The sequence below is a fragment of the Pedobacter sp. CAN_A7 genome, from assembly GCF_015752175.1.
Lineage (GTDB): Bacteria > Bacteroidota > Bacteroidia > Sphingobacteriales > Sphingobacteriaceae > Pedobacter.
In genome coordinates this window covers 1-20,436 of sequence record NZ_JADOUW010000005.1, presented here as the reverse complement: position 1 = coordinate 20,436, position 20,436 = coordinate 1, and the positions used below count along the sequence as shown (strand labels likewise).

General features: G+C 39.9%; 13 protein-coding genes and 1 tRNA gene. 5 read left to right on the top strand and 9 right to left on the bottom strand.

What is annotated here, in order from left to right; translation table 11 throughout:
• Positions 1-7: 7 nt before the first annotated feature.
• Complete coding sequence (tsaD, locus tag IWX76_RS16765) at positions 8-1,009, bottom strand: tRNA (adenosine(37)-N6)-threonylcarbamoyltransferase complex transferase subunit TsaD (RefSeq protein ID WP_196861190.1); 1,002 nt, start codon at positions 1,007-1,009, stop codon at positions 8-10.
• Between the two features lie 56 nt (positions 1,010-1,065).
• Here tsaD and IWX76_RS16760 point away from each other — a divergent pair, with 56 nt between their 5' ends.
• Entirely contained in the window at positions 1,066-5,508 is a 4,443-nt protein-coding gene (locus tag IWX76_RS16760) for a translocation/assembly module TamB domain-containing protein (RefSeq protein WP_334642129.1), read from the top strand.
• A gap of 4 nt (positions 5,509-5,512) precedes the next feature.
• Here IWX76_RS16760 and IWX76_RS16755 read toward each other — a convergent pair whose 3' ends face one another.
• The 3 genes from IWX76_RS16755 to IWX76_RS16745 all read right to left on the bottom strand — a co-directional run bounded on the left by IWX76_RS16755 (position 5,513) and on the right by IWX76_RS16745 (position 8,702).
• Entirely contained in the window at positions 5,513-6,724 is a 1,212-nt protein-coding gene (locus tag IWX76_RS16755; RefSeq protein WP_196861189.1) for a bifunctional 3,4-dihydroxy-2-butanone-4-phosphate synthase/GTP cyclohydrolase II, read from the bottom strand.
• A gap of 139 nt (positions 6,725-6,863) precedes the next feature.
• A complete protein-coding gene (locus tag IWX76_RS16750; protein ID WP_196861188.1) occupies positions 6,864-8,291 on the bottom strand; it encodes an LptF/LptG family permease in 1,428 nt (475 codons plus the stop codon).
• 30 nt (positions 8,292-8,321) lie between these two features.
• Entirely contained in the window at positions 8,322-8,702 is a 381-nt protein-coding gene (locus IWX76_RS16745; protein ID WP_196861187.1) for an START-like domain-containing protein, read from the bottom strand.
• Between the two features lie 103 nt (positions 8,703-8,805).
• Here IWX76_RS16745 and IWX76_RS16740 point away from each other — a divergent pair.
• A tRNA-Met gene (locus IWX76_RS16740) sits at positions 8,806-8,879 on the top strand.
• A 46-nt stretch (positions 8,880-8,925) separates the two neighbouring features.
• Here IWX76_RS16740 and IWX76_RS16735 read toward each other — a convergent pair.
• Both IWX76_RS16735 and IWX76_RS16730 read right to left on the bottom strand, forming a co-directional pair.
• On the bottom strand, positions 8,926-9,651 hold the full coding sequence (locus tag IWX76_RS16735; protein WP_196861186.1) for a LytR/AlgR family response regulator transcription factor: 726 nt from the start codon (positions 9,649-9,651) through the stop codon (positions 8,926-8,928).
• Position 9,652: 1 nt separating this feature from the next.
• Positions 9,653-11,320 (bottom strand): histidine kinase, encoded by a 1,668-nt coding sequence (locus IWX76_RS16730; RefSeq protein WP_196861185.1) that lies wholly within the window; start codon positions 11,318-11,320, stop codon positions 9,653-9,655.
• Positions 11,321-11,429: 109 nt separating this feature from the next.
• On the opposite strand from IWX76_RS16730, the gene IWX76_RS16725 reads away from it, so the two are divergent.
• Complete coding sequence (locus IWX76_RS16725; RefSeq protein WP_196861184.1) at positions 11,430-13,805, top strand: TonB-dependent receptor domain-containing protein; 2,376 nt, start codon at positions 11,430-11,432, stop codon at positions 13,803-13,805.
• A 61-nt stretch (positions 13,806-13,866) separates the two neighbouring features.
• On the opposite strand, the gene IWX76_RS16720 is transcribed toward IWX76_RS16725, so the two are convergent.
• The gene (locus tag IWX76_RS16720) at positions 13,867-14,511 is read right to left on the bottom strand and encodes a trimeric intracellular cation channel family protein (protein ID WP_196861183.1); all 645 of its coding nucleotides are present in this window, start codon (positions 14,509-14,511) and stop codon (positions 13,867-13,869) included.
• A 200-nt stretch (positions 14,512-14,711) separates the two neighbouring features.
• Here IWX76_RS16720 and IWX76_RS16715 point away from each other — a divergent pair, with 200 nt between their 5' ends.
• Both IWX76_RS16715 and IWX76_RS16710 read left to right on the top strand, forming a co-directional pair.
• Positions 14,712-15,467, top strand: coding sequence for a 4-hydroxy-tetrahydrodipicolinate reductase (locus tag IWX76_RS16715; protein WP_196861182.1), 756 nt, complete (start codon positions 14,712-14,714; stop codon positions 15,465-15,467).
• A gap of 85 nt (positions 15,468-15,552) precedes the next feature.
• A complete protein-coding gene (locus IWX76_RS16710; protein ID WP_196861181.1) occupies positions 15,553-15,897 on the top strand; it encodes a hypothetical protein in 345 nt (114 codons plus the stop codon).
• Between the two features lie 2 nt (positions 15,898-15,899).
• On the opposite strand, the gene IWX76_RS16705 is transcribed toward IWX76_RS16710, so the two are convergent.
• Together IWX76_RS16705 and IWX76_RS16700 are read right to left on the bottom strand one after the other, a co-directional pair.
• On the bottom strand, positions 15,900-18,266 hold the full coding sequence (locus tag IWX76_RS16705; RefSeq protein ID WP_196861180.1) for an ABC transporter permease: 2,367 nt from the start codon (positions 18,264-18,266) through the stop codon (positions 15,900-15,902).
• A 146-nt stretch (positions 18,267-18,412) separates the two neighbouring features.
• Positions 18,413-20,161, bottom strand: coding sequence for a S8 family serine peptidase (locus IWX76_RS16700; RefSeq protein WP_196861179.1), 1,749 nt, complete (start codon positions 20,159-20,161; stop codon positions 18,413-18,415).
• Between the last annotated feature and the right edge of the window lie 275 nt (positions 20,162-20,436).

Here is a 20,436-nt window from a genome sequence, read left to right as displayed (position 1 = left end):
GCGTGTTTTAAAATTCCATTCGGGCTGCAGGAGAAACATCCTGGCCCACAAAGTCTTTATTTAAATATTTATGGTAACCAGCAATGGCAATCATTGCCGCATTATCTGTACAGTATTCAAAAGCAGGAATGAATACATTCCATTGTTGGGTTAACGCTAATTCCTGTAAAGCGTTTCTTAAGCCAGAATTAGCAGAAACCCCTCCAGCAATAGCTACATCTTTAATGCCATATTCTTTGGCTGCCCTTTTTAATTTATTAAGTAAGATATTAACAATGCTGTATTGTACAGAAGCGCAAATATCATTAAGGTTTTTCGCAATAAAATCAGGGTCAATTTTTTCCTGGTCTCTGATAAAATATAGTATAGCGGTTTTAAAACCGCTAAAACTAAAATCAAGTCCTTTTATTTGAGGCTCGGGGAATTTGTAGTCAATTGGGTTCCCTTTTTGGGCATGCTTGTCAATCAATGGTCCACCGGGATAAGGCAGATTTAAAATTTTAGCAGTTTTATCAAATGCTTCGCCTGCAGCATCATCAAGCGTTTCGCCAACAATTTCCATGGAGGAGTAATCCCTTACCAGCACAATTTGGGTATGCCCACCTGACACCGTCAGGCATAAAAATGGAAATTGCGGTTTAGGCTCATCAATGAAATGGGCTAGAATATGCGCATGCATATGGTTCACGGCAATAAGTGGTAAATCTAATGCCAGGGCAAAAGATTTTGCGAACGAAACCCCTACTAATAAAGAACCTAAAAGTCCGGGGCCTTTTGTAAAAGCAACGGCATTGAGTTCATTTTTATTTACATTAGCATCAATTAATGCTTGCTGTATTACTGGCACGATATTTTGTTGATGAACCCTGGAAGCAAGCTCTGGAATTACACCACCATAATTTTCGTGAATTGTTTGGTTCGCAATAACATTGGCTGTAATTTTGCCGTTGTTACAAATAGCAACTGAAGTTTCATCACAAGAAGATTCGATAGCAAGTATTACTGACACGTTTAAATAATTTAAGCTACAAAAATATCAAAAAACTATTACAAATACTTCTTTGGGTGATCGCATCAATTCTATTGTTGCTTTGCATCGTGATATTTGCGCTTCAATTTAAGCCTGTACAAACCTATGTAGCAAAAAAAGCAGCTGTTTATTTATCCAGGGAACTTAGAACAACCGTATCCTTAAGCAGCATCTATATAAAACCTTTTAAATCATTGGTACTTGAAGACCTGGTGGTGTTAGACCAACAGAAAGACACCATGTTGAACACTCCCCTATTTTTGGTTGATGTCAATACCTTTTCTTTAAAACAACGAATTATAGATGTCTCCTCCGTTCAAGTAAATGATGGTAATTTTTACTTAAAAACCTACAAAGACGGCACAACCAACCTAGACTTCCTGATCAATTATTTCAGTTCAGGTGCAACACCAAAAGTAAAAAAGGAAAAGAAACCTTTCGATGTGACGTTGAAAACAGCCATTATCAATAACCTGCGCTTCCGTTACAAAAATCAAAAAGTAGATACCATGATGAAAGGTGTCAACTTTAACGATATCGACCTGACCAATGTGAATGGAATATTTGATGGATTCAATACTAAGGACCATTTTCTAAAAACCAGTGTAAAAAACCTCACATTCAAAGAGAAAAGTGGTTTCTACCTTAAAAACTTAACCGCAATTACCACCATCGATTCTAATCGGATAGAATTGAAAGACTTATTGTTGATCACAAATCAAAGTAGGCTAACAGACTATTTCCAGCTATCTTATAATAAATTCGGCGATTTCAGTGACTTCTTCAATAAAGTACGCATAAAAGCAATTTTAAAAAACAGTCACCTAGACTCCAAAGATATTTCCTTTTTCACTCCGACGCTACAGGAAATGAACATGAACATTGATGTGGATGGAGATGTGAATGGCTATGTAAACAACCTGAGGGCAAATGGCTTAAGCATTAAAGCAGGGAAAGCAACGCACATAAAAGGAGACTTTCATATAAAAGGTCTCCCGGTGATAAGTGAAACCTTTATGGACCTGAAGATTGAAATGGCGGGAACCAATAAAAAAGACCTTGATCTATTATTAAGCCGCACAACAGGTAAAAAGGTAAAACAGATTCCGGTTATTATAGACAAATTTGGGAACATTAATTTTAAAGGAAGTTTTACTGGTTTTCAGAATGACTTTATTGCTTATGGAGAATTCAAAACCAAGCTAGGACGAGTAGTTTCTGATGTTAACATGAAGATTGATAAAGCCGGCGTACCTAGTTATTCAGGTTACGTAAAAACTTACGACTTTAACATAGGTAATTTACTAGATGAAAAATCATTAGGAAGGGTAACCGCCGATGTTAATATTAAAGGCCGTGGTACAGAAATAAATAACTTAACTGAAAAAATTAATGGTAAAATCAAATATATTGACTTCAACCAGTACCGCTACAGCAATGTAAACATAGACGGCACGTTTGAAAAGAAGTTTTTTGATGGCCGATTAACCATTGATGATAAAAATGTTAACCTCGTATTTGATGGCGGGGTAAATTTAAACCCAACGCTACCTGTATTCAATTTTACAGCAAGCATTAAGAAAGCGAGGCTCAAATCTTTAAACCTGACTAAAGATTCGCTGCAAATAGATGCGGATTTCACTACAAACTTTTCCGGTAACAACTTAAATAATATTCAGGGAAATCTTTCCATTGGTAATATTAAACTGAATAATGTTAAAGGCATTTATGACATCGATTCTGTGCAGCTTACTGCCCAGGGCATTGGCATAGAAAGGGCTTTAACCATTGAATCGGATATATTAGACGCCAGCATTAAAGGCCAGTATGATTTAAACACCATTCCATCTTATTACAAAGCCCTGGCAAAAGCTTATATCCCATCATTAAAAACGAATATTGGGAACTATGGCGTGCAGAACTTCCAGTTTAACTTAAAAGTCAAACACTTTGAGCCACTTTCGCACTTATTAATACCTGGATTAGAAATTGAAGATGACGCCATACTGATCGGTAACTTTAATTCAGAAAAGAAAATTGCTACCCTCAATGGATTCATCAGGAAACTTACATACAAAGGTGTGGTGGTTAATAACATCATTATCGATGAAAACACCAGCGATGAACAGTTGCATGCAATTATCACCTCAGACCGTGTTGACCTCAACGATAGTCTTTATATTAAGAATGTCAACATTTCTAACATTATCAGAAGTGATAGTTTGTTAATGAACGTAAAATTGTCTGATGCCGATGATGTTAATAAACTGGATTTAAACGGCTTGGTGGAATTTGGAACGAACAATACAGCCCGCATTAGCATTTTGCCTTCTCTGTTAACCATAAACCGGGAGGATTGGGCGATACAAGAGAAAGTTCAGATCAACTTTAACGCAGGCAAAACTGAGGTTAGTAATTTTGACCTGAGCAATGGAGATCAGCAATTGACTATAGACGGTATGATTTCCAATGACCCTACAGATTTGTTAACCATTGGCTTTAAAGATTTTCAATTAAAAACCCTTAATCCCTTTTTGAAAGGCTTTGGTGTGAATTTAGGTGGTCAGTTAAATGGCGAAACCTCACTATATGGCATAACTAGCTCCATCAGGGTTTCTGATAATATCCGTATCGACTCCTTAAACTTTAATGACACCTATATCGGCTCGCTTACCGACACCTCTTCGTACGACCGCACCAAAAATATAGCCAACGTATACACCAGCATTTTGGCTAATAATGAGGAAACACTGAAATTAACAGGAAACCTAGATTTAAATGAAAAACTAATTGACCTGACCGTTAGATTGAAAAACAGTGAAATGGCCATCCTTGCTCCTTTTGTGAAGACATTGGTAAGCGATTTAAAAGGAAAAATAACTACAGACTTACGTATTAACGGCCCATTTAGCAAACCGGAAATCAACGGAGATATTGCATTGGATAAAGCGCAGCTAACGGTTAACTACCTAAAAACGAATTATACCATTACAGACGAGGTTACTGTAAGAAACAGCATCATTAGAATTGACGACCTGGAGCTACAAGATATTGGTGGCAATAAAGCCCAGGCAAATGGTACGGTGGATTTGAATAACATTAGCAGACCAGACCTGGATATTGTGGTTAAGGCATTAGATTTTATGGCCTTAAATACGACAGTGAAAGATAATCCACTTTACTTCGGACAAGCTTATGCTACAGGAACCTTTATTTTTAGGGGGCCAACTAATAAAATGTTTATTGGTATTGATGCAAAAACCGAAAGCGGTACAGTGTTTAATTTACCACTCAACAGCTCGGAAACAGTCACTTCCAAAGACTTTATCACTTTTGTAAGCAAGGACACCACCATTGTTACTAAAAAACAAACAAGTTTTGATGGCTTGACAATGAGCTTTAACCTGGTCGTTGATGCTAACAGTACTGCTAACATATTTACTAACCTGGGTAAACTAAGTGGCAAAGGAAATGGGAATTTAAATCTGGAGATTAATAGCCTGGGCGATTTTGAAATGACCGGTGATTATGTGATTGAATCTGGTAACTTCGATTTCACAGCACAGGAAGTCATTAACAAAAAATTTACCATCCGTCAGGGTGGTAGTATACGCTGGACGGGTAATCCGACGGCTGCACAGATCCAATTAAAAGCAATCTATTCTTTGAGGGCCAGTCTGGACGATTTATTTTCTGCAGCTAACCGCGAAACCAACAGTAACTCGGGCGACCGGGTACTAACAGAAGTGGAAATGGGGCTTTCGGGTTTACTCTTAAAACCTGAAATTAAGCTAGATATATTCTTCCCTTCCAATCCTGCCATTAAAGAAGATTTACAGGCATATTTCAGTGATCCGAACAACTTAAACCTACAAGCTTTTAGTTTAATCATTCGCAGGAGTTTTGCACCAGGAAACGGAAAACAAGACCTTGGCCAACAACTGACCTCAGGTGTAGCTAGTACGGCCACTGAACTATTGTTTAATCAATTTAATAACGTGCTTTCGTCACTCAATCTGGACTTCGTAGACATTAACATCAGGTCCTTTAGTGAAGCCAACGCTTCTTTTAAATTCTTTAACGATCGTATCATATTAAATGCAGGTATTGTTGATAAAAACAGTACCAGTGACTTATCAATAGGCTTCAATGATAATAATGTAGGTGGAGAGGTAGAATTACTTGCTCTGATCAAAAAAGATGGCTCGCTAGTGGGTAAACTGGCCAATAAACCGCCGACACAGCAAAGTATTTTTTTAAACAGTGGCATTAACCAGAATAACAACGTTACAGCCTTTGGTTTAATTTACACCCAGCAGTTTGAAAACTTTAGGGAGTTTTTACAGAAAATGACTGGTCAATATAAAAAGAACCAGCGCAAACTGAAAGAAGAAGAAGATGCTAAAGCAGCAAAACAGCTCCTGATTAAGGAAGCTGTTTTGAAAGAAGATAAAGAGAATAAGACCAAGAGTAAATAAAGGATTATCCTTTCATAATTTGGTGGCCCATTTTATCTCTCTTTGTTTTCAAATACGATTCATTATGCACGTTACTTTCAATTTCTATGGCAACGTTTTCAACAATCTCCAGACCATAACCAATTAAGCCAGCCCTTTTGGTAGGATTATTAGATAGCAATTTCATCTTAGTCACACCTTGTGCCCTGATGATTTGTGCCCCTACGCCATAGTCTCTTTCATCACCTTTGAAGCCCAATTTAATGTTAGCTTCAACGGTATCAAAACCTTTATCCTGTAAGTTGTAAGAAAGCAGTTTGTTTACCAATCCAATGCCTCTGCCCTCTTGGTTCATGTAAACGATCAGGCCTTTTCCGGCTTTTTGTATCATCTCCATCGATTTGTGTAGTTGTGGTCCACAATCGCAGCGGCAAGAGCCGAAAATATCGCCTGTAACACAAGAACTATGAACGCGGACTAATATCGGCTCATTTTCTGCCCATTCTCCTTTACTTAAGGCTAAATGCTGTGCGGCGGTATCAATTTGTGTATAAGCTGTTAATTTAAAATCTCCCCATTCTGTAGGCAGGTTGACCGTTACTTCAGGTATAATCAGACTCTCATTGGCTAGACGATAAGCAATAAGGTCTTTAATAGAAATAATTTTCAACTGGTGCTGGGCAGCAATCTTAATAAGATCAGGCAAACGAGCCATTTCCCCATCGTCTTTCATAATTTCAACCAACACGCCTGCAGGGTGTAAACCCGCTAACCTCGCCAAGTCTACACTAGCTTCAGTATGCCCGGAGCGACGAAGTACACCGCCATGTTTTGCACGTAAGGGAAAAATATGACCTGGTCTTCCTAATTCATCAGGATCCGTATTCGGATTCACCAGGGCCTGTATGGTTTTGGAACGATCGGTGGCAGAGATACCCGTTGTGCAACCATGCCCAACTAAATCTACAGAAACCGTGAAATTAGTTTCATAAGCAGCGGTATTTTTTCCAACCATTAATTCAAGTCCGAGTTCGTCGCAGCGCTCTTCTGTTAAAGGCACGCAAATCAAACCTCTGCCATAAGTGGCCATGAAATTTACTAATTCGGGAGTTATTTTTTCGGCTGCAGCAACGAAATCACCTTCATTTTCTCTATCCTCGTCGTCAACTACAATAATCAGCTTACCAGCTTTAATATCTACAATAGCATCTTCTATTGTGTTCAATTTAATTTCCATTTTTAAATGTTCTTGTCCGATAGTGTAAATGTGCACTATTGGCTACTATACAAAGTTACAATCTTCAGGGTAATTAATGTCCTTAAAATATCATTAATAGCTATTGATACCCCCTTCGCCAAAGCGCTAACTGAAGGGTTTATACTTTTTTCTTTTTGAAAAGACTTGCCACCAGGTTTTTGTAATAGGTGGTATCAAAAAGTGCAGAATCAACGGTTGCCTTATAGGTTAAAAAGGCACCAAGGGGACTTAATACAATGATTGACATCCAAATCCCCAGCGCCGGGTCAATGGTGCCCTGTATGGCCGATTTTTCGCTTACCGTAGAAATAATGTGATAGATCAAAAAGAACATGACTGCCATCACGACTGGCAATCCAAGTCCACCTTTTCTGATAATGGCGCCTAAAGGGGCCCCAATAAAGAACAATAACAGACAGGAGGCTGCTAAGACAAATTTACGTTGGTATTCTATTTTGACTTTTACATAATTCCGGAACATATCTTTATGTTCAGCAATTTTTCCGGCAGTGGACTGCTGAATAGAAGTCACCTGGTCTAATGCAGATTGTGTAACTGACAAACGTTGTTCTTCAGGAAAAGTATTAATTATTGAACCTTTAAGCACCTTTACAGGTACTTTAATTTTGGTATAGCCCTTGGTATAATTATTTTGTTTATAATAACTGCCTATACTTATTTTAGCAAAGTTGTTGGTGCTGTCAATTACTTTAGCCAGTGAATCTTCCTTTTTTACAAGGCCTTTCAGGTTAAGCATTTGCGTATTAGACCGGAAGCTACTTTCGTCGGTACGGTTCATTTTGAAACTGGAAAAGTCGAACTTTTGCTCTGTTTCTTTAAAACGCATGCGGTAGAGTTCTTGGCGGGGATTATAATAGGCCGTTTTACCGGTTTTTTCTTCGTACCTCACTCCGTCATTAAGTTTCAACACGAGGTATTGATCGTCAGTAGTTTTATACATTTTCCCATTCTTCGCCATAATTACCTTGGCGATGCCACTGGTAGCACTATGATCGTAAATCATAATGCCTTCAAGGGAGATCCCATCCTCTCCCTTTTTATCTACCCGGATAGAGTAACCAGGGATACTGTTATTAAATACTCCTTCCTTGATTAAAAAGGATAATTTTTTATTGCGGACATCCCAAAGCAGGGACCCGAATTTTAAGTTGGCCTTAGGAAGGATATAATCAGAAAACAAAAAGGAACTAAAAGCCATAATGACGATCACCATAAACAAGGGTCGCATGGCTTTTTGGAGGGAAACCCCTGCAGATTTTATGGCTACAAGCTCGTAGTTTTCACCCAGGCTGCCGAAAGTCATAATCGACGACAGCAATACGGAAAGCGGTAGCGCCATGGATACATTCGCTGCCGATGCATATAACATCAGCTCGAGAATGACATACCATTCGAAACCCTTCCCGATTAAATCATCTACATATTTAAACAGGAAAAACATCAGCAAGATAAACATCACGATAAAAAACGTGGCGATAAATGGCTTGATGAAAGCTTTGACTAAAAGTAAGTGTATCTTTTTCAATATACAAAGGTAGTCAATGCGGCGGAATAATTAAGCGCCAATTACACTGAGCAAATACGTAATCTGGTTATCCCAGATAGAGGTACGTTCGGCAATCGTTTCAGCCGTGGCAAAGTCAGTAATGCTTAATGCTACATCATTGGTCAGCTCATCCTGAACGATCTCCATTTCGAAATAACAATGCGGTTCATCGTCAATCCATTTGAATTTTACCAATTTGTTTTCTTTTATGCTCAGCAGCTTTGCTTTCTGCACTTCATCATCCCAGGTAAAAGTATAAACCTGATCACGAAATAATACATCATCTGCGAACCACTGTGACAGGCCGTTAGGCTCGCTAATAAAGCTAAACAAAATACGCGGAGATGATTTCATTTCGTATTCTAGCGTGAACTTTTTCTTTTCTGACATCTCTAAACCCTTATATTTTGACTTAAATGAATAATTTTGATGATTTATTTCTAAAGAAAGCGAAATTATTCTATATTTGCAACTCTTTAAAAAATAACCACCCGGCGGGGTAGCTCAGATGGTTAGAGCGCAGGATTCATAACCCTGAGGTCGGCAGTTCGATTCTGCTCCCCGCTACTAAAAAGGAAACATGATTGTTTCCTTTTTTTATGCCTAAAAGTTTTTACACTCCCAAGAATTTGTTACTCAAATCGCAGTCAATCCGCGCTCTGAATGCTTTATATTTTGACCTGCCGATGGGTAAAATCACGCCGTTATGTAACCGCAAAGAATACTTACTACCCGAAGCAACGACGATATGATCGGTTTGGCTGATTTCAATGATATAGGATTTGTGTATACGTTCGAAACCGGCTGGCAAAATTTTCTCCAGTGCGTCCAGGCCCTTATCGTGAAGTGCGGTACTGCCATCCAAAAGATGCAGCTCGCTATATATTCCAGCACCTTTTATATAGTTGAGCCGGTCAATGTCTATAAGCTGGATATTCCCATTTTTTCTGACAGAAAGATACCGGACAGCACCAGTTAGTTCCTTTTTTATGGTCGTAGCCCTACTTAAGGCAAGTGAGAGACGATCCTGATCGAAGGGTTTCGCTACAAAATCCAACACGCCGAGTTCAAAGGCCCGCATGGCATGTTCCGTATTCGCAGAAACTACGATGGTTTGAAAAGATCTTGAGGTAACGGACTGCAGCACTTCGAAGCCATCTCTTCCGTTAAGGTTAAGATCGAGTAACAAAATGTCGACAGCTTCTTTTTCTATAAATTCCGTGCCTTTTTTTAGCGAATCGCAAATGGTAATCACTGCGTTTCCTTCAAAATAAAGTGCAGCCATCCGCTCCACTCTCCTCGCTATACGCGCTTCGTCTTCTATAATCAGTATTCGCATCTTAAGTATTGATTATTTTAATTGTACTTATCCATCCTTGTGCCGTTTCTCCAGATTTAAATCTCCAATTTCCTGGGTAGCTCTCTTCCAGTCTTGCCTTAATATACCTAAAACCATTTCCACCAATCCTGCCTACTTCCATTTCTCTGTTCCCCCCTATCGTTTCAAAGATATACTCCTGGTAATTCGCTGCCTTGACAAAAGAAAGTTTAAACCCGATAGTTCCATCCTCATGCGGGGTATTGTGGGTAATTCCATTTTCTAATAGTGTATGAATAACTGCCGGGGGGACAGTTTCTGCCTCCAGAATACCCGATTCTTCCCAGGTATAAAAGATCTCTTTTCTGAAGCCCATCACTTTAAGGTGCATCTGGCATAAGGAAATTTCCTGCCTGATGGGAATCAAACGCTGTTCGGCAATGGCATTCATGATATCAAATTCGCTGGCCAGTGCCTGTATAAATTCGGCGCCTTGTTTCGGCGATTCCTCCACCCAATCCATCAGCGATGTTAACGTATTTTTTATAAAATGTGGCTGGATATTTTTCTTAATCAGTTCAAGCTGCAAACGGGAAGAGAGCAGCAGGGAATCTGAATGTTCTTGTTCAATTTTTCTCATTCCCATGGTATGCAGATACAACATAGAGAGTACAAGGAGCGTGTAAAAGATGAATATTCCTAAATCGTAAAACTGTTGATAGTTGATCATCGAACCGGCTAAAACAACTACCAGAACAAGCAAACTACCTTTTTCTTTTCTATAGATGGCATCAATGGCAATCAGCACCATCGCTGCCCACATCGCCCTGCTGTAATTAAATGCAGTGAGGTCATAATGGCCATAGTGATAGAAGTAAATAAATAACAACACGCAAAATAGCGCCGAGAGGAGCAGGTATTTCTTTTTAACTGCAAACTGAATGCAAAAATAAAGCGGTACGAGGAAAGAAATGGAAAAAGTGAGCCAGCCGATTGCTTCCAACCGGATAAAAAATTTGGTATAAGGAATTTCAATATAGAATTTCAGAAATTCCACAACCAGCAGAGAGAAAAACAACAGGCAAAGTATAGAAAATATGAGCACCGGATATTGCTTTTTATGACTATTGAAATACAGGAGGAGATAATATAGCGAGGCGACAAGAAAAGCCCCGGCCATGATGAACATCATCGACGATACAAGGAGTGGCTTCCTGATTAAATCAATATAGGTATCGATCCTGAAGAACATACCCCGCTGCAACTGCGGATAGTTGAATTGCGTACTTCGAATAGCTATCGTATGGGCGCCTGGCGCTGATAGTGAATCCGGAATAAGATAATACCTGGTTTCCGTACCAGGAATTTCCTGAATGGTAGCTGAGCCAGGCTTTCCATTTACTCCAATTTTAACGCCATCCCAATATATTTCATAACCACCAAAAGCATTTACCTGAACCCCTTGCCTTCCGGCAACAGGAGCAGGCAAATTTGCCTGCGCCCTAATCCAGAATACCTGACGGCCCGTCTGGCCACGATCCTTTGACCAGCCTGTCTCGTCTAAGTTTTTTGCAGACCAGGCAGCATCATCCCCTGTTTTAAATACCGGATCATCTTGTTCATACCATACATCTGGTTTGCAGGAACAACATAAAATAGCCAGTAATAAAAAAGAGAATAAGCGCTTCATATTTCAAATGTAACATAAAGAAAACTAGGTAAGGTGCATTTCAAAAGGATATAGAGCAGTTCACCTATTTTTCCATTTACATCTAGTGCTGAGGTGGTAACCTTGCTGTATGAAACATATCGCCATCATTTTTACGCTCTTAGTCTGCTTTTCAGCAAACGTTTCCGCTCAACTAAAAGAGCGGGTATTTTCAGGTCAGGTAAAGGAACATATCTCCAACTTAGAAATACCTTTTGTTACACTTTCCATGCTAAACACGGATGGAAAAATTGTCGCATCGGGCATGGCTGATGATAAAGGAAATTTTTCTTTAGGCACAACACAAAATGGTAAACTTATACTAGAACTTAATTTTATGTCCTACCGTAAAGTGAGCCAGGTTGTAGAAACCGACAAAAATAAGCTTGATTTGGGAACCATTTTTATGGAGCCTGACCCAATGGTATTAAAGGAGGTGTCGATTACAGCCGCCAAATCGGCGGTAAGCCTAACCTTGGATAAAAAAATCTTCGAAGTAGGCAAAGACATCCTTGCTCAGTCGGGTTCGGTCACAGAATTGCTGTCTGGTGTTCCTTCGGTAAGCGTTACCCCGGGTGGCGCAGTAAGCCTAAGGGGAAATAGCAGCGTACTTGTACTCATCAACGGCAGACGATCAGGCTTAATTACCGGAGCTGCGCTCGAACAACTCTCCGCAGACCAGGTTGAAAGAGTGGAAGTGATTGCCAACCCCTCTTCTAAATATGATGCATCAGGTTCGGCAGGCATTATTAACATTGTGCTTAAAAAGAACAAAAATGGCGGTTTTAACGGTCAGGTAAGACTGGTTGCTGGCAGTCCGAATGACACCAGGTTTACACCCAGTTTAAGTTATAAATCAAACAAACTCAATCTATTTTCTACCATTGGACTGAGATTTTCTGATTACGTAGGCCTGTATATAACTGATCAAACGGTAAACCAAAATGGCATAAGCTCAAAACTAAACCAGAGGCAGGATGAAAAGCGCCACGATGATGGTAGGCTGGCCTATTTCGGCGCCGATTATCAGCCAGACAGCTTAAACACCATCACGATTGCCTATCTACGTAATGCAACCAAAGACCACGATAAAACCACATTAACCTATAATTATTCAAGTGCTGCGCAGGATAGTGCGCTTGTTCGATCAGGCGAATCATGGGAGCGCAGAAATTATAACCAGCTTGAATTTAACTACACCAGGCTTTTCAAAAAAACGAATAAAAAGTTAACCCTGGATATGCAATATGATTTCTGGAACAGTGCTAAAAACTGGAACCTTTCTACCAAAAGTATATGGCCATCTATTCAGCAAAGGCCTGAAATCAGAACAAATTCAATCGGATCGAGCAAAGATTTTGCAGCGCAAAGCGATATGGTTATCCCATTGGATAGTAATTCAACCTTAGAATACGGGCTAAAAGCCGAAAACCGTAAGGTGAGCACCAATTTCCTTGCAGAAAGCGGAACAGCAAATGTCTGGACCATCATGGATCAAATCGACAATGAGGTAGCCTACAATGAATTTATAGGTAGTGGTTATGTACAACTCAGAAGCAAAACCAAGGGTTTTTCGTACCAGCTCGGGCTTCGTAGCGAATACACAGAAATAAAGATCATCGACAAAAAAGGAATATATGACAGCCAAAAAGACTATATCAGACTGTTCCCGACCATACATATAGGCTATGAAGTTGCCAAGCGCACTTCACTGCAACTGAGTTACAGCAGACGTATTAACCGCCCCGATTTAAATAGCCTTTATCCTTTTAATGAAATACCCGATTACAATTCGCGATATGTTGGAAATCCCAATCTTAATCCATCCTATGCTGACGTGTTCGAACTTGGTTTACTAAAACGTATGGGTACGCTTACTATAAATCCATCCTTTTATTACCAGCACAATAGTGGGATGATCATCGACTACAGTTACCGCGAAAACGAACTTTTTATATCCATGCCGGTGAACATCAGGCTCGAACAACGCTCAGGCGCTGAGCTTTCCATGCTTTATAATCCTTATAAATGGATACAAATGAATCTGGAGCTTAATGCCTATCATTTTAGCCAGGCTGGCATATATGCAAACCAGGACTTTAGTTATGCCGGCAATACCTTTACCTCACGATTTGGTACACAGGTTAAATTACCTAACAAATTTAGTGTACAGGCTCGTTACAATTTCAGCGCTGCAGTTAACAATGCACAAAGTCATGTAAAATCTATACACGGCATCGATATGGCTGTTGGTCAGAATCTTATGAAAGATAAGATCAGCCTGTTATTTGATGTGAGCAATCTTTTTAACCTACGCAGTTACGCTACCACCACCAACGGGAAAGATTTTAACATTTCTCAAATAAGCAGTCCAAATGCAGCAAGATATCGTTTAACCTTTGTTTACCGCCTTAATTTAAGCGGCGACCAGTCCGTTAGGCAGGCAAAGAGCGGCAACCGGAATTAAAAATGAGGGGCTAAGTTTACAAAAAAACTTATGCCCCTATTGCACCAAATTAGGGTACCCTTTATTCCTCTTGTTTTTCTTTTGAAGACGGGGTAGCAGACGAAGGTAAATTCCAATGAAAATGCAGTGCCAACATTCTGATCGTAAAACAAGTAATTAGCGAAAAAATAGCTACCCAGTCACTTGATAAGTTTAAGTAATTCCCTAAAACTACAATCACCGCTCCTATGAGCGCTGCCGAGGCGTAGATCTCTTTCTGTAAAATAATAGGAACGCGGTTTAATAATACATCGCGCAATACTCCACCCCCCACGGCGGTGGTAATTCCTAGAAGTATAGCCACCTGCGCATTATGCCCATAGGATAATGCTTTCTGAGCACCCGTAACCGCAAATAAGGCTAAACCAATGGCATCAAACAACAATACTGGATGATTAACTCGTTGCACAATAGGAAAAAAGCTTACCGTCAATGCTGAGGCAGTGAGCGCTGCCACCAGGTAGTACCAGTTAGTTAATCCGGCGGGCGGGATGGCACCAATACAAAGATCTCTGATAATGCCTCCCCCGCAGGCTACCGTAAATGCAATGGCACAAATCCCAAACAGATCTAGTCCCCTTTGCCTGGCCGCCGTCGAACCGCTCAAAGCAAACGCAAAGGTGCCGGCCAACTCCAGAAAAAAGTAGGCAGAATGTATTTTATCCATCTTTTTTATTAGGTGTTAATGAATTATGGAACCAAATTAGATAACACCCAATCCATTTCCTAATAATAGATCAAATAAAGGAAAAGCCACTCAAAACTAGGAAAATCCGCATCATTCTTTACAAAAGCATCACCTTACCATAACCGAAAATTACCTTTATTTTATTATACTTACTTTTGCAAAAAAACACTAGCGTTAATATGAAAATAAAAGTCGGCTTAATAGGATTTGGGAAAACAGGGAAAGCGGTTGCTGCCGTCATTTTACAAAACAAAGAGTTTTCTCTGGAGTGGGTGTTAAGAAGGACAACAACATTAGAAAACCGTTCAGTACCTGAATTCTTAGGTTTAGAAAGTGAAGAGCCTGGGCTAATTTATTCAACGGAGCATATTGCTGTGGCAGACTTGCTAGCTCAACACCCAGTAGATGTTATCATTGACTTTTCATCACAAGAAGGTATCCATGTTTATGGTCATGCGGCCGCAGATAGAAATATAAAAATCATTTCCGCCATATCACATTACGAATCAGAAGAGTTGGACCTTTTGACGGTACTTGCCGAAAAAACTACAGTTTTCTGGTCGCCAAATATCACCCTTGGTGTCAATTACCTTTTATTCTCTGCTAAATTTCTTCAAAAAATTGCACCAGGTGTAGATATCGAAATCATTGAAGAGCATTTTAAACAAAAGCAAGGCGTATCCGGAACGGCAATTAAAATTGCGCATGCACTTGATATTGACGTGGCTAATATCAACTCTGTCAGGGCTGGTGGGATTGTTGGCAAACATGAGTTAATCTTTGGTTTCCCTTTCCAGACTGTCAGGCTGATCCACGAATCCATATCCAGAGAAGCTTTTGGCAATGGGGCTATATTTGTAGCAAAAGATTTAATTAAACTACCTAAGGGCCTTTATAATTTCGAACACATTTTAAAGCCCTATTTTCAACTGTAAATCAGCCTCTGGTGCGCTCATTATTGATCTTTTCAAACAAAACCATCATTTATTTCATTGTATATATAGTTAACAACTGATTATTATGGAAAATACAGAAAAAGAAACAAATAACCACCCAAAGCCATCAGAAGAAGTACAAATGGATATTGAAACGGTTACACCGGATACGGAAAACATAGTACCGCCCACCGTGCAAACCGATGAAAATATAGCGCCAAAACAAACTGAGGAACCTACAGCACCGAAACAAGCTGAAGAGCCAAGCCAACCGGCACCTGTGGCACAACCTGAAGAAACAAAAGCGCAAGATGAAACTGGCGATACAAACACAGGCACACCTGAGGAAAAGGAAAATCAAAATAACACAGAAGGAACCCAAAAAGGAGAAAATGATGCCCGCGATGCCGTTGAAACGGTTAGTCCTTAAACTTACTCCGTTCTAATTGATTGAATTGGATTTGTACCTACCGCTTTTAAGGCCTGAAAAAATACAGTGACCAAAGAGAGAAGCAGTGCCAAGACGCCAGCCGCAACAAAATACCATAGCTGTAGATCAATACGGTAAGCAAAACTATCGAGCCAGGTCTTAGTCAGCACGTAACTTAAGGGAAGCGCTAACACAATAGCTACCATAACAGGTTTAGCGAAATCTTTCGATAAGGTATAAATGATGTTCAGGCCACTAGCACCAAGTATTTTCCTTATCCCGATTTCCTTTGCTCTTTTCTCTGCTGTAAATGTGGCCAGCCCAAATAATCCCAGGCAGGAAATGGTAATGGCCAGCATGGCAAAATAACGTGATAATAGCGCTACCCGATTTTCTGCCTCATATTGTGCCTGGAAGTCTTGGTCAAGAAACCTATATTGGAAGGGATAACCTGGATTATATTTGGCGTAAAATGCTTGCAAATCTTTAATGACGCTGCCAACCTCTCCTGCACTGGCTTTAACCATAATTCGGTTGGTACGCAAAGGAGCATATTTTAAAAACATAGGCCTTACTGGTTCATGCAAAGATTCAAAATGAAAGTCTTTGATCACACCAATGATTTGCAAATCTTTCCCCCAAACGCTAAAGATTTTGCCAATTGGATTTTTTATGCGCATGACTTTGATACCCGCTTCATTAACAATAATTTTGGAGGTATCTGATCCAAACTGGTCTGAAAAACTACGACCTTCAGCCATTTCTATGCCCAACGTTTCAATTAGATCTGCATTAACGTGCGCGCGCTGAAATTTAATCACCTCTTTAGGGTTCCTGCCCTCCCAATTGAAATCGCCGAAAGTAAAACTTAAATCTCCTAATAATTCCCGATCAATACTGGAAGCATTCAACACACCAGGTATTCGTTTTACCTGCGCTAAGATAAATGGAACTTTGTTTTGTAAAGCCCCTTCCGTTTCAAAGTAAAGGACGTTTTCTTTATGATAACCCTGGCTTTTCGATTGTACATACGCTATTTGTTTATATACCACCAATACGGCTACAATTAGTAGGATAGATAAGGCGAATTGAAATACAACCAAGCCCTGTCTGGTCCATAAAGCATTAGCGGTGAGGTTAAGTTTGCCTTTTAAAGCCAACACAGGTTTCAAACCTGAAAGGTAAAATGCTGGATAACTTCCTGCCAATAGCCCCGTGAATACAGTAATGCAAAGCAAGGTTAAAATTAGGGTGCCGGTGAAGCGCAGGGACAATTCCTTACCAACCAGCGTATTGAACTGCGGCAACAGTAATTCTACCACAGCCAGTGACACAAACAAGGCTATACATGTAAGTAGCATAGACTCAGCCAGGTATTGCAAGATGAGAGTTGATCGATGGGCACCCATCACTTTTTTAATACCCACTTCTTTCAACCTTCTGGATGCCCTTGCTGTAGACAAGTTCATGAAGTTGATACAAGCAATGACTAAAATAAACACGGCAATCAGCGAAAAGAGTTTCACATAGTCGATACGGCCGCCAGTCATTTTGCCATTCTCAAAATTGTCATAGAGGTAGCTGTTGGCATAAGGCCTGATGAATAACGTACTTGTCATTTGTCCCTTTTTCTTAAGGAAATCGCTAATCTTCTGGTTAAAAGCCGCAGGATCTTCACCTTCTTTTAAGGTAATAAAAGTATTAGGGCCAGAGTTACTCCATTTCTGATAAGTTCCATCATTAAAGAGCACGTCCAAAGACACCAGGAAATCAAACTGATCGGATGAGCTTTCAGGAAGATCCTTAAAAACACCAGCAATCAAAACATGGTTCTCATTTTTAATCTCCGTATTACTAAACACCATTTCCTTTCCTACTACATCAGTATGCTTAAATAACTTTAAGGCTAGGGATTCAGAAATAACCACAGTATTCTTTTCGGTTAGCACTTGATCAGCGCTCCCCGTAAGCAGTGGATATGAAAACATCTTGAAAAAGTCAGGTCCGGCAAACTTCCCTGCCCCAGTTATCGCGAGCTGTTCACCTACAGCGATTTTACTTTTCCCCAACCAGTAAGTTGGTGAAGTGGTAACTGCATGTTCTATTTCCGGCAGCTCCATAGACATGGCTTCCGCCAAAGGGCCAGGTGTGCCATCCACGGTATTAATACCTTCTGCTGTGTGTTCATTTCCCATGACCTGGTACAAACGGTTTGCATGAAACTGGTCCTTCTGTACCTCATCATTCACCCAAAGGTAAATAAGCAATGCACAAGATAATCCTGCAGACAAGCCTATCAGGTTAATGAAAAAGGAATTTTTATACCTTTTAAAATTTCGATAAATCAGAAGCAGATGATGTTGAAACATAACAATGATAGTTTTATCCGCTGATTCAATCCTTATGCCATGACAAAATAACGTCCTTATCCCATTTCAAAGCAGCTATTGCAAAAGCATTGTACATTTACGGACAGTTGCTGCACGCATGCGTACACAACATCAGAAACAAAATGCTATTTTTTATAAGTCTCCGCTAGTTTCAGCGCATTGTACATATTCACGATACCAGAACTTCTACTCAACTCTTCAAAGTTAACCCGTATCGTTTCCCCCTTTTCATTTTTGTGCTTCACCTTACGGTTTACCTTTACTGCCGACTGCATCAAAATTTCCCGGATATCCTTCGGACGAAGATCTGGGTAATAACTTAAAAGTACTGCGGCCACACCCGATACTACCGGAGCAGCCATACTGGTGCCATCAAACTCTTCATACTTAGATTTAGGGACAGTTGATTTGATCATAAATCCAGGTGCAAATACATCTACCGTATGTTTTCCATAATTGGAGAAACCAGCCTTTAAGTCTAGGTCATCAGCATAAGCACTTGCCCCTACTTCAATCCAATTATTGGCATGAGGCAAATTAAACTTTGCGGTATCTACAGGTAAAGGTTTAGCAGGTTTTGGTGCATTATAAGCATTAGGGTTTGACCTAATCGGCACAGGAGGCCTGCGTAAACTATCTGTCCTGGGTTTATTTTTTTTACGGTAATCTATGGATTCCGGGCTATCGTAATATTTAGTTGGATAATTATCCACACGATCATTGTCTTTGTTGTCATTACCTGCTGCATGAACCAGCAACACCCCTTTACTTTCTGCATATTTAACCGCTTCATCCACCACTTCCTTCGCCCATTTATAGCTTTTACCAAAACTCATGTTGATAATGTCGGCCCCGTTGTCAACTGCATAGCGTATACCATTCGCCACATCTTTATCACGCTCATCACCCTCTGGCACCACCCGGATGGGCATAATCAACACATGGTCAGCAATACCCTTTATTCCGATATCATTATTCCTATTTGCAGCAATGATACCTGCCACATGAGAACCGTGCTCGGCATTTGGCCCCATCACATCATGATTGCCATAAATTCTTTCCCTCGGGTTATCATAATTGTCACCAACAAGCTCTTGCCGCTGGTCATATTTAGGGTTAAGGTTATACTTGAGCATCACATTAAACTGCCGGTAAGCGTCTTTGATCTCCTTATAAAACTTGTCAAAACTTCCACTCTCCTTGGTTCCCGAACGAATAATCTTTTTGATCTGCAAATCACGTGCATCATCAGTTTTATACTCCTCTATTTGTGTATACGAGGGGGTGTCTGTTTTATTTGTTACGGCTACAGAATCTAACAGGTTATTAATTAAGGTAAGCACAGAAAAACTCTTATCTGCGTCGTCATAACGTTTCCCAAATTCGCTAGTCACACGTCGGTATAAGTCAAATTCCTCCTTTTCTGCACTATCCAATTGCAATGAATTAATGGTTGACCGGTATTTTGGATTATACTTCCTATAAATTCTCGTAAGTTCCAGGTTATCATAGGCAAGGTTGCCCTTTTTAGAGCCAATAAAGTTCCATCCATTTACATCATCGATATACCCATTTTGATCATCATCAATACCGTTATTAGGAATCTCCTTTAGATTTGTCCAAATGGCACCTTTCAAATCCTCATGCGTAATTTCAATGCCACCATCAATTACGGCTACAATTACTTTTTTCTTGGGACTTTTTCCCTTTAACAATTCCAGATATGCCTTTTCCGTACTTACCCCAAAATAACCATCCTTTAACAGGTCCAGGTTATACCAATTTGGAGGGAGTACCACATCTTTCTTTTGGGCAGAAACATTTAGGCAACAAAAAGACAGGAGTAGAAGGAGGAAGGTATACTTATTTTTCATGAATGGTTAGCTATGACAATGGTATTGACCTATAACAGATAAAACAATAATACGTTTTTTATTCTCCAAGCTTAAAAGATTTAAGGTTTTTTAACATTTCTAATGACCCAGGGCTGGGTATCATGCTTGTCAAAAATGATCATGGAATGCCCAGAATAGATTGGCCAGGAAGCCAGTTAGAATTTCTTATAAACAAGAAAAGCCTGTAGTTTCCTACAGGCTTTCTTTAAGATTTGGCACCGACCTACTCTCCCACGTGTTACCGCAGTACCATC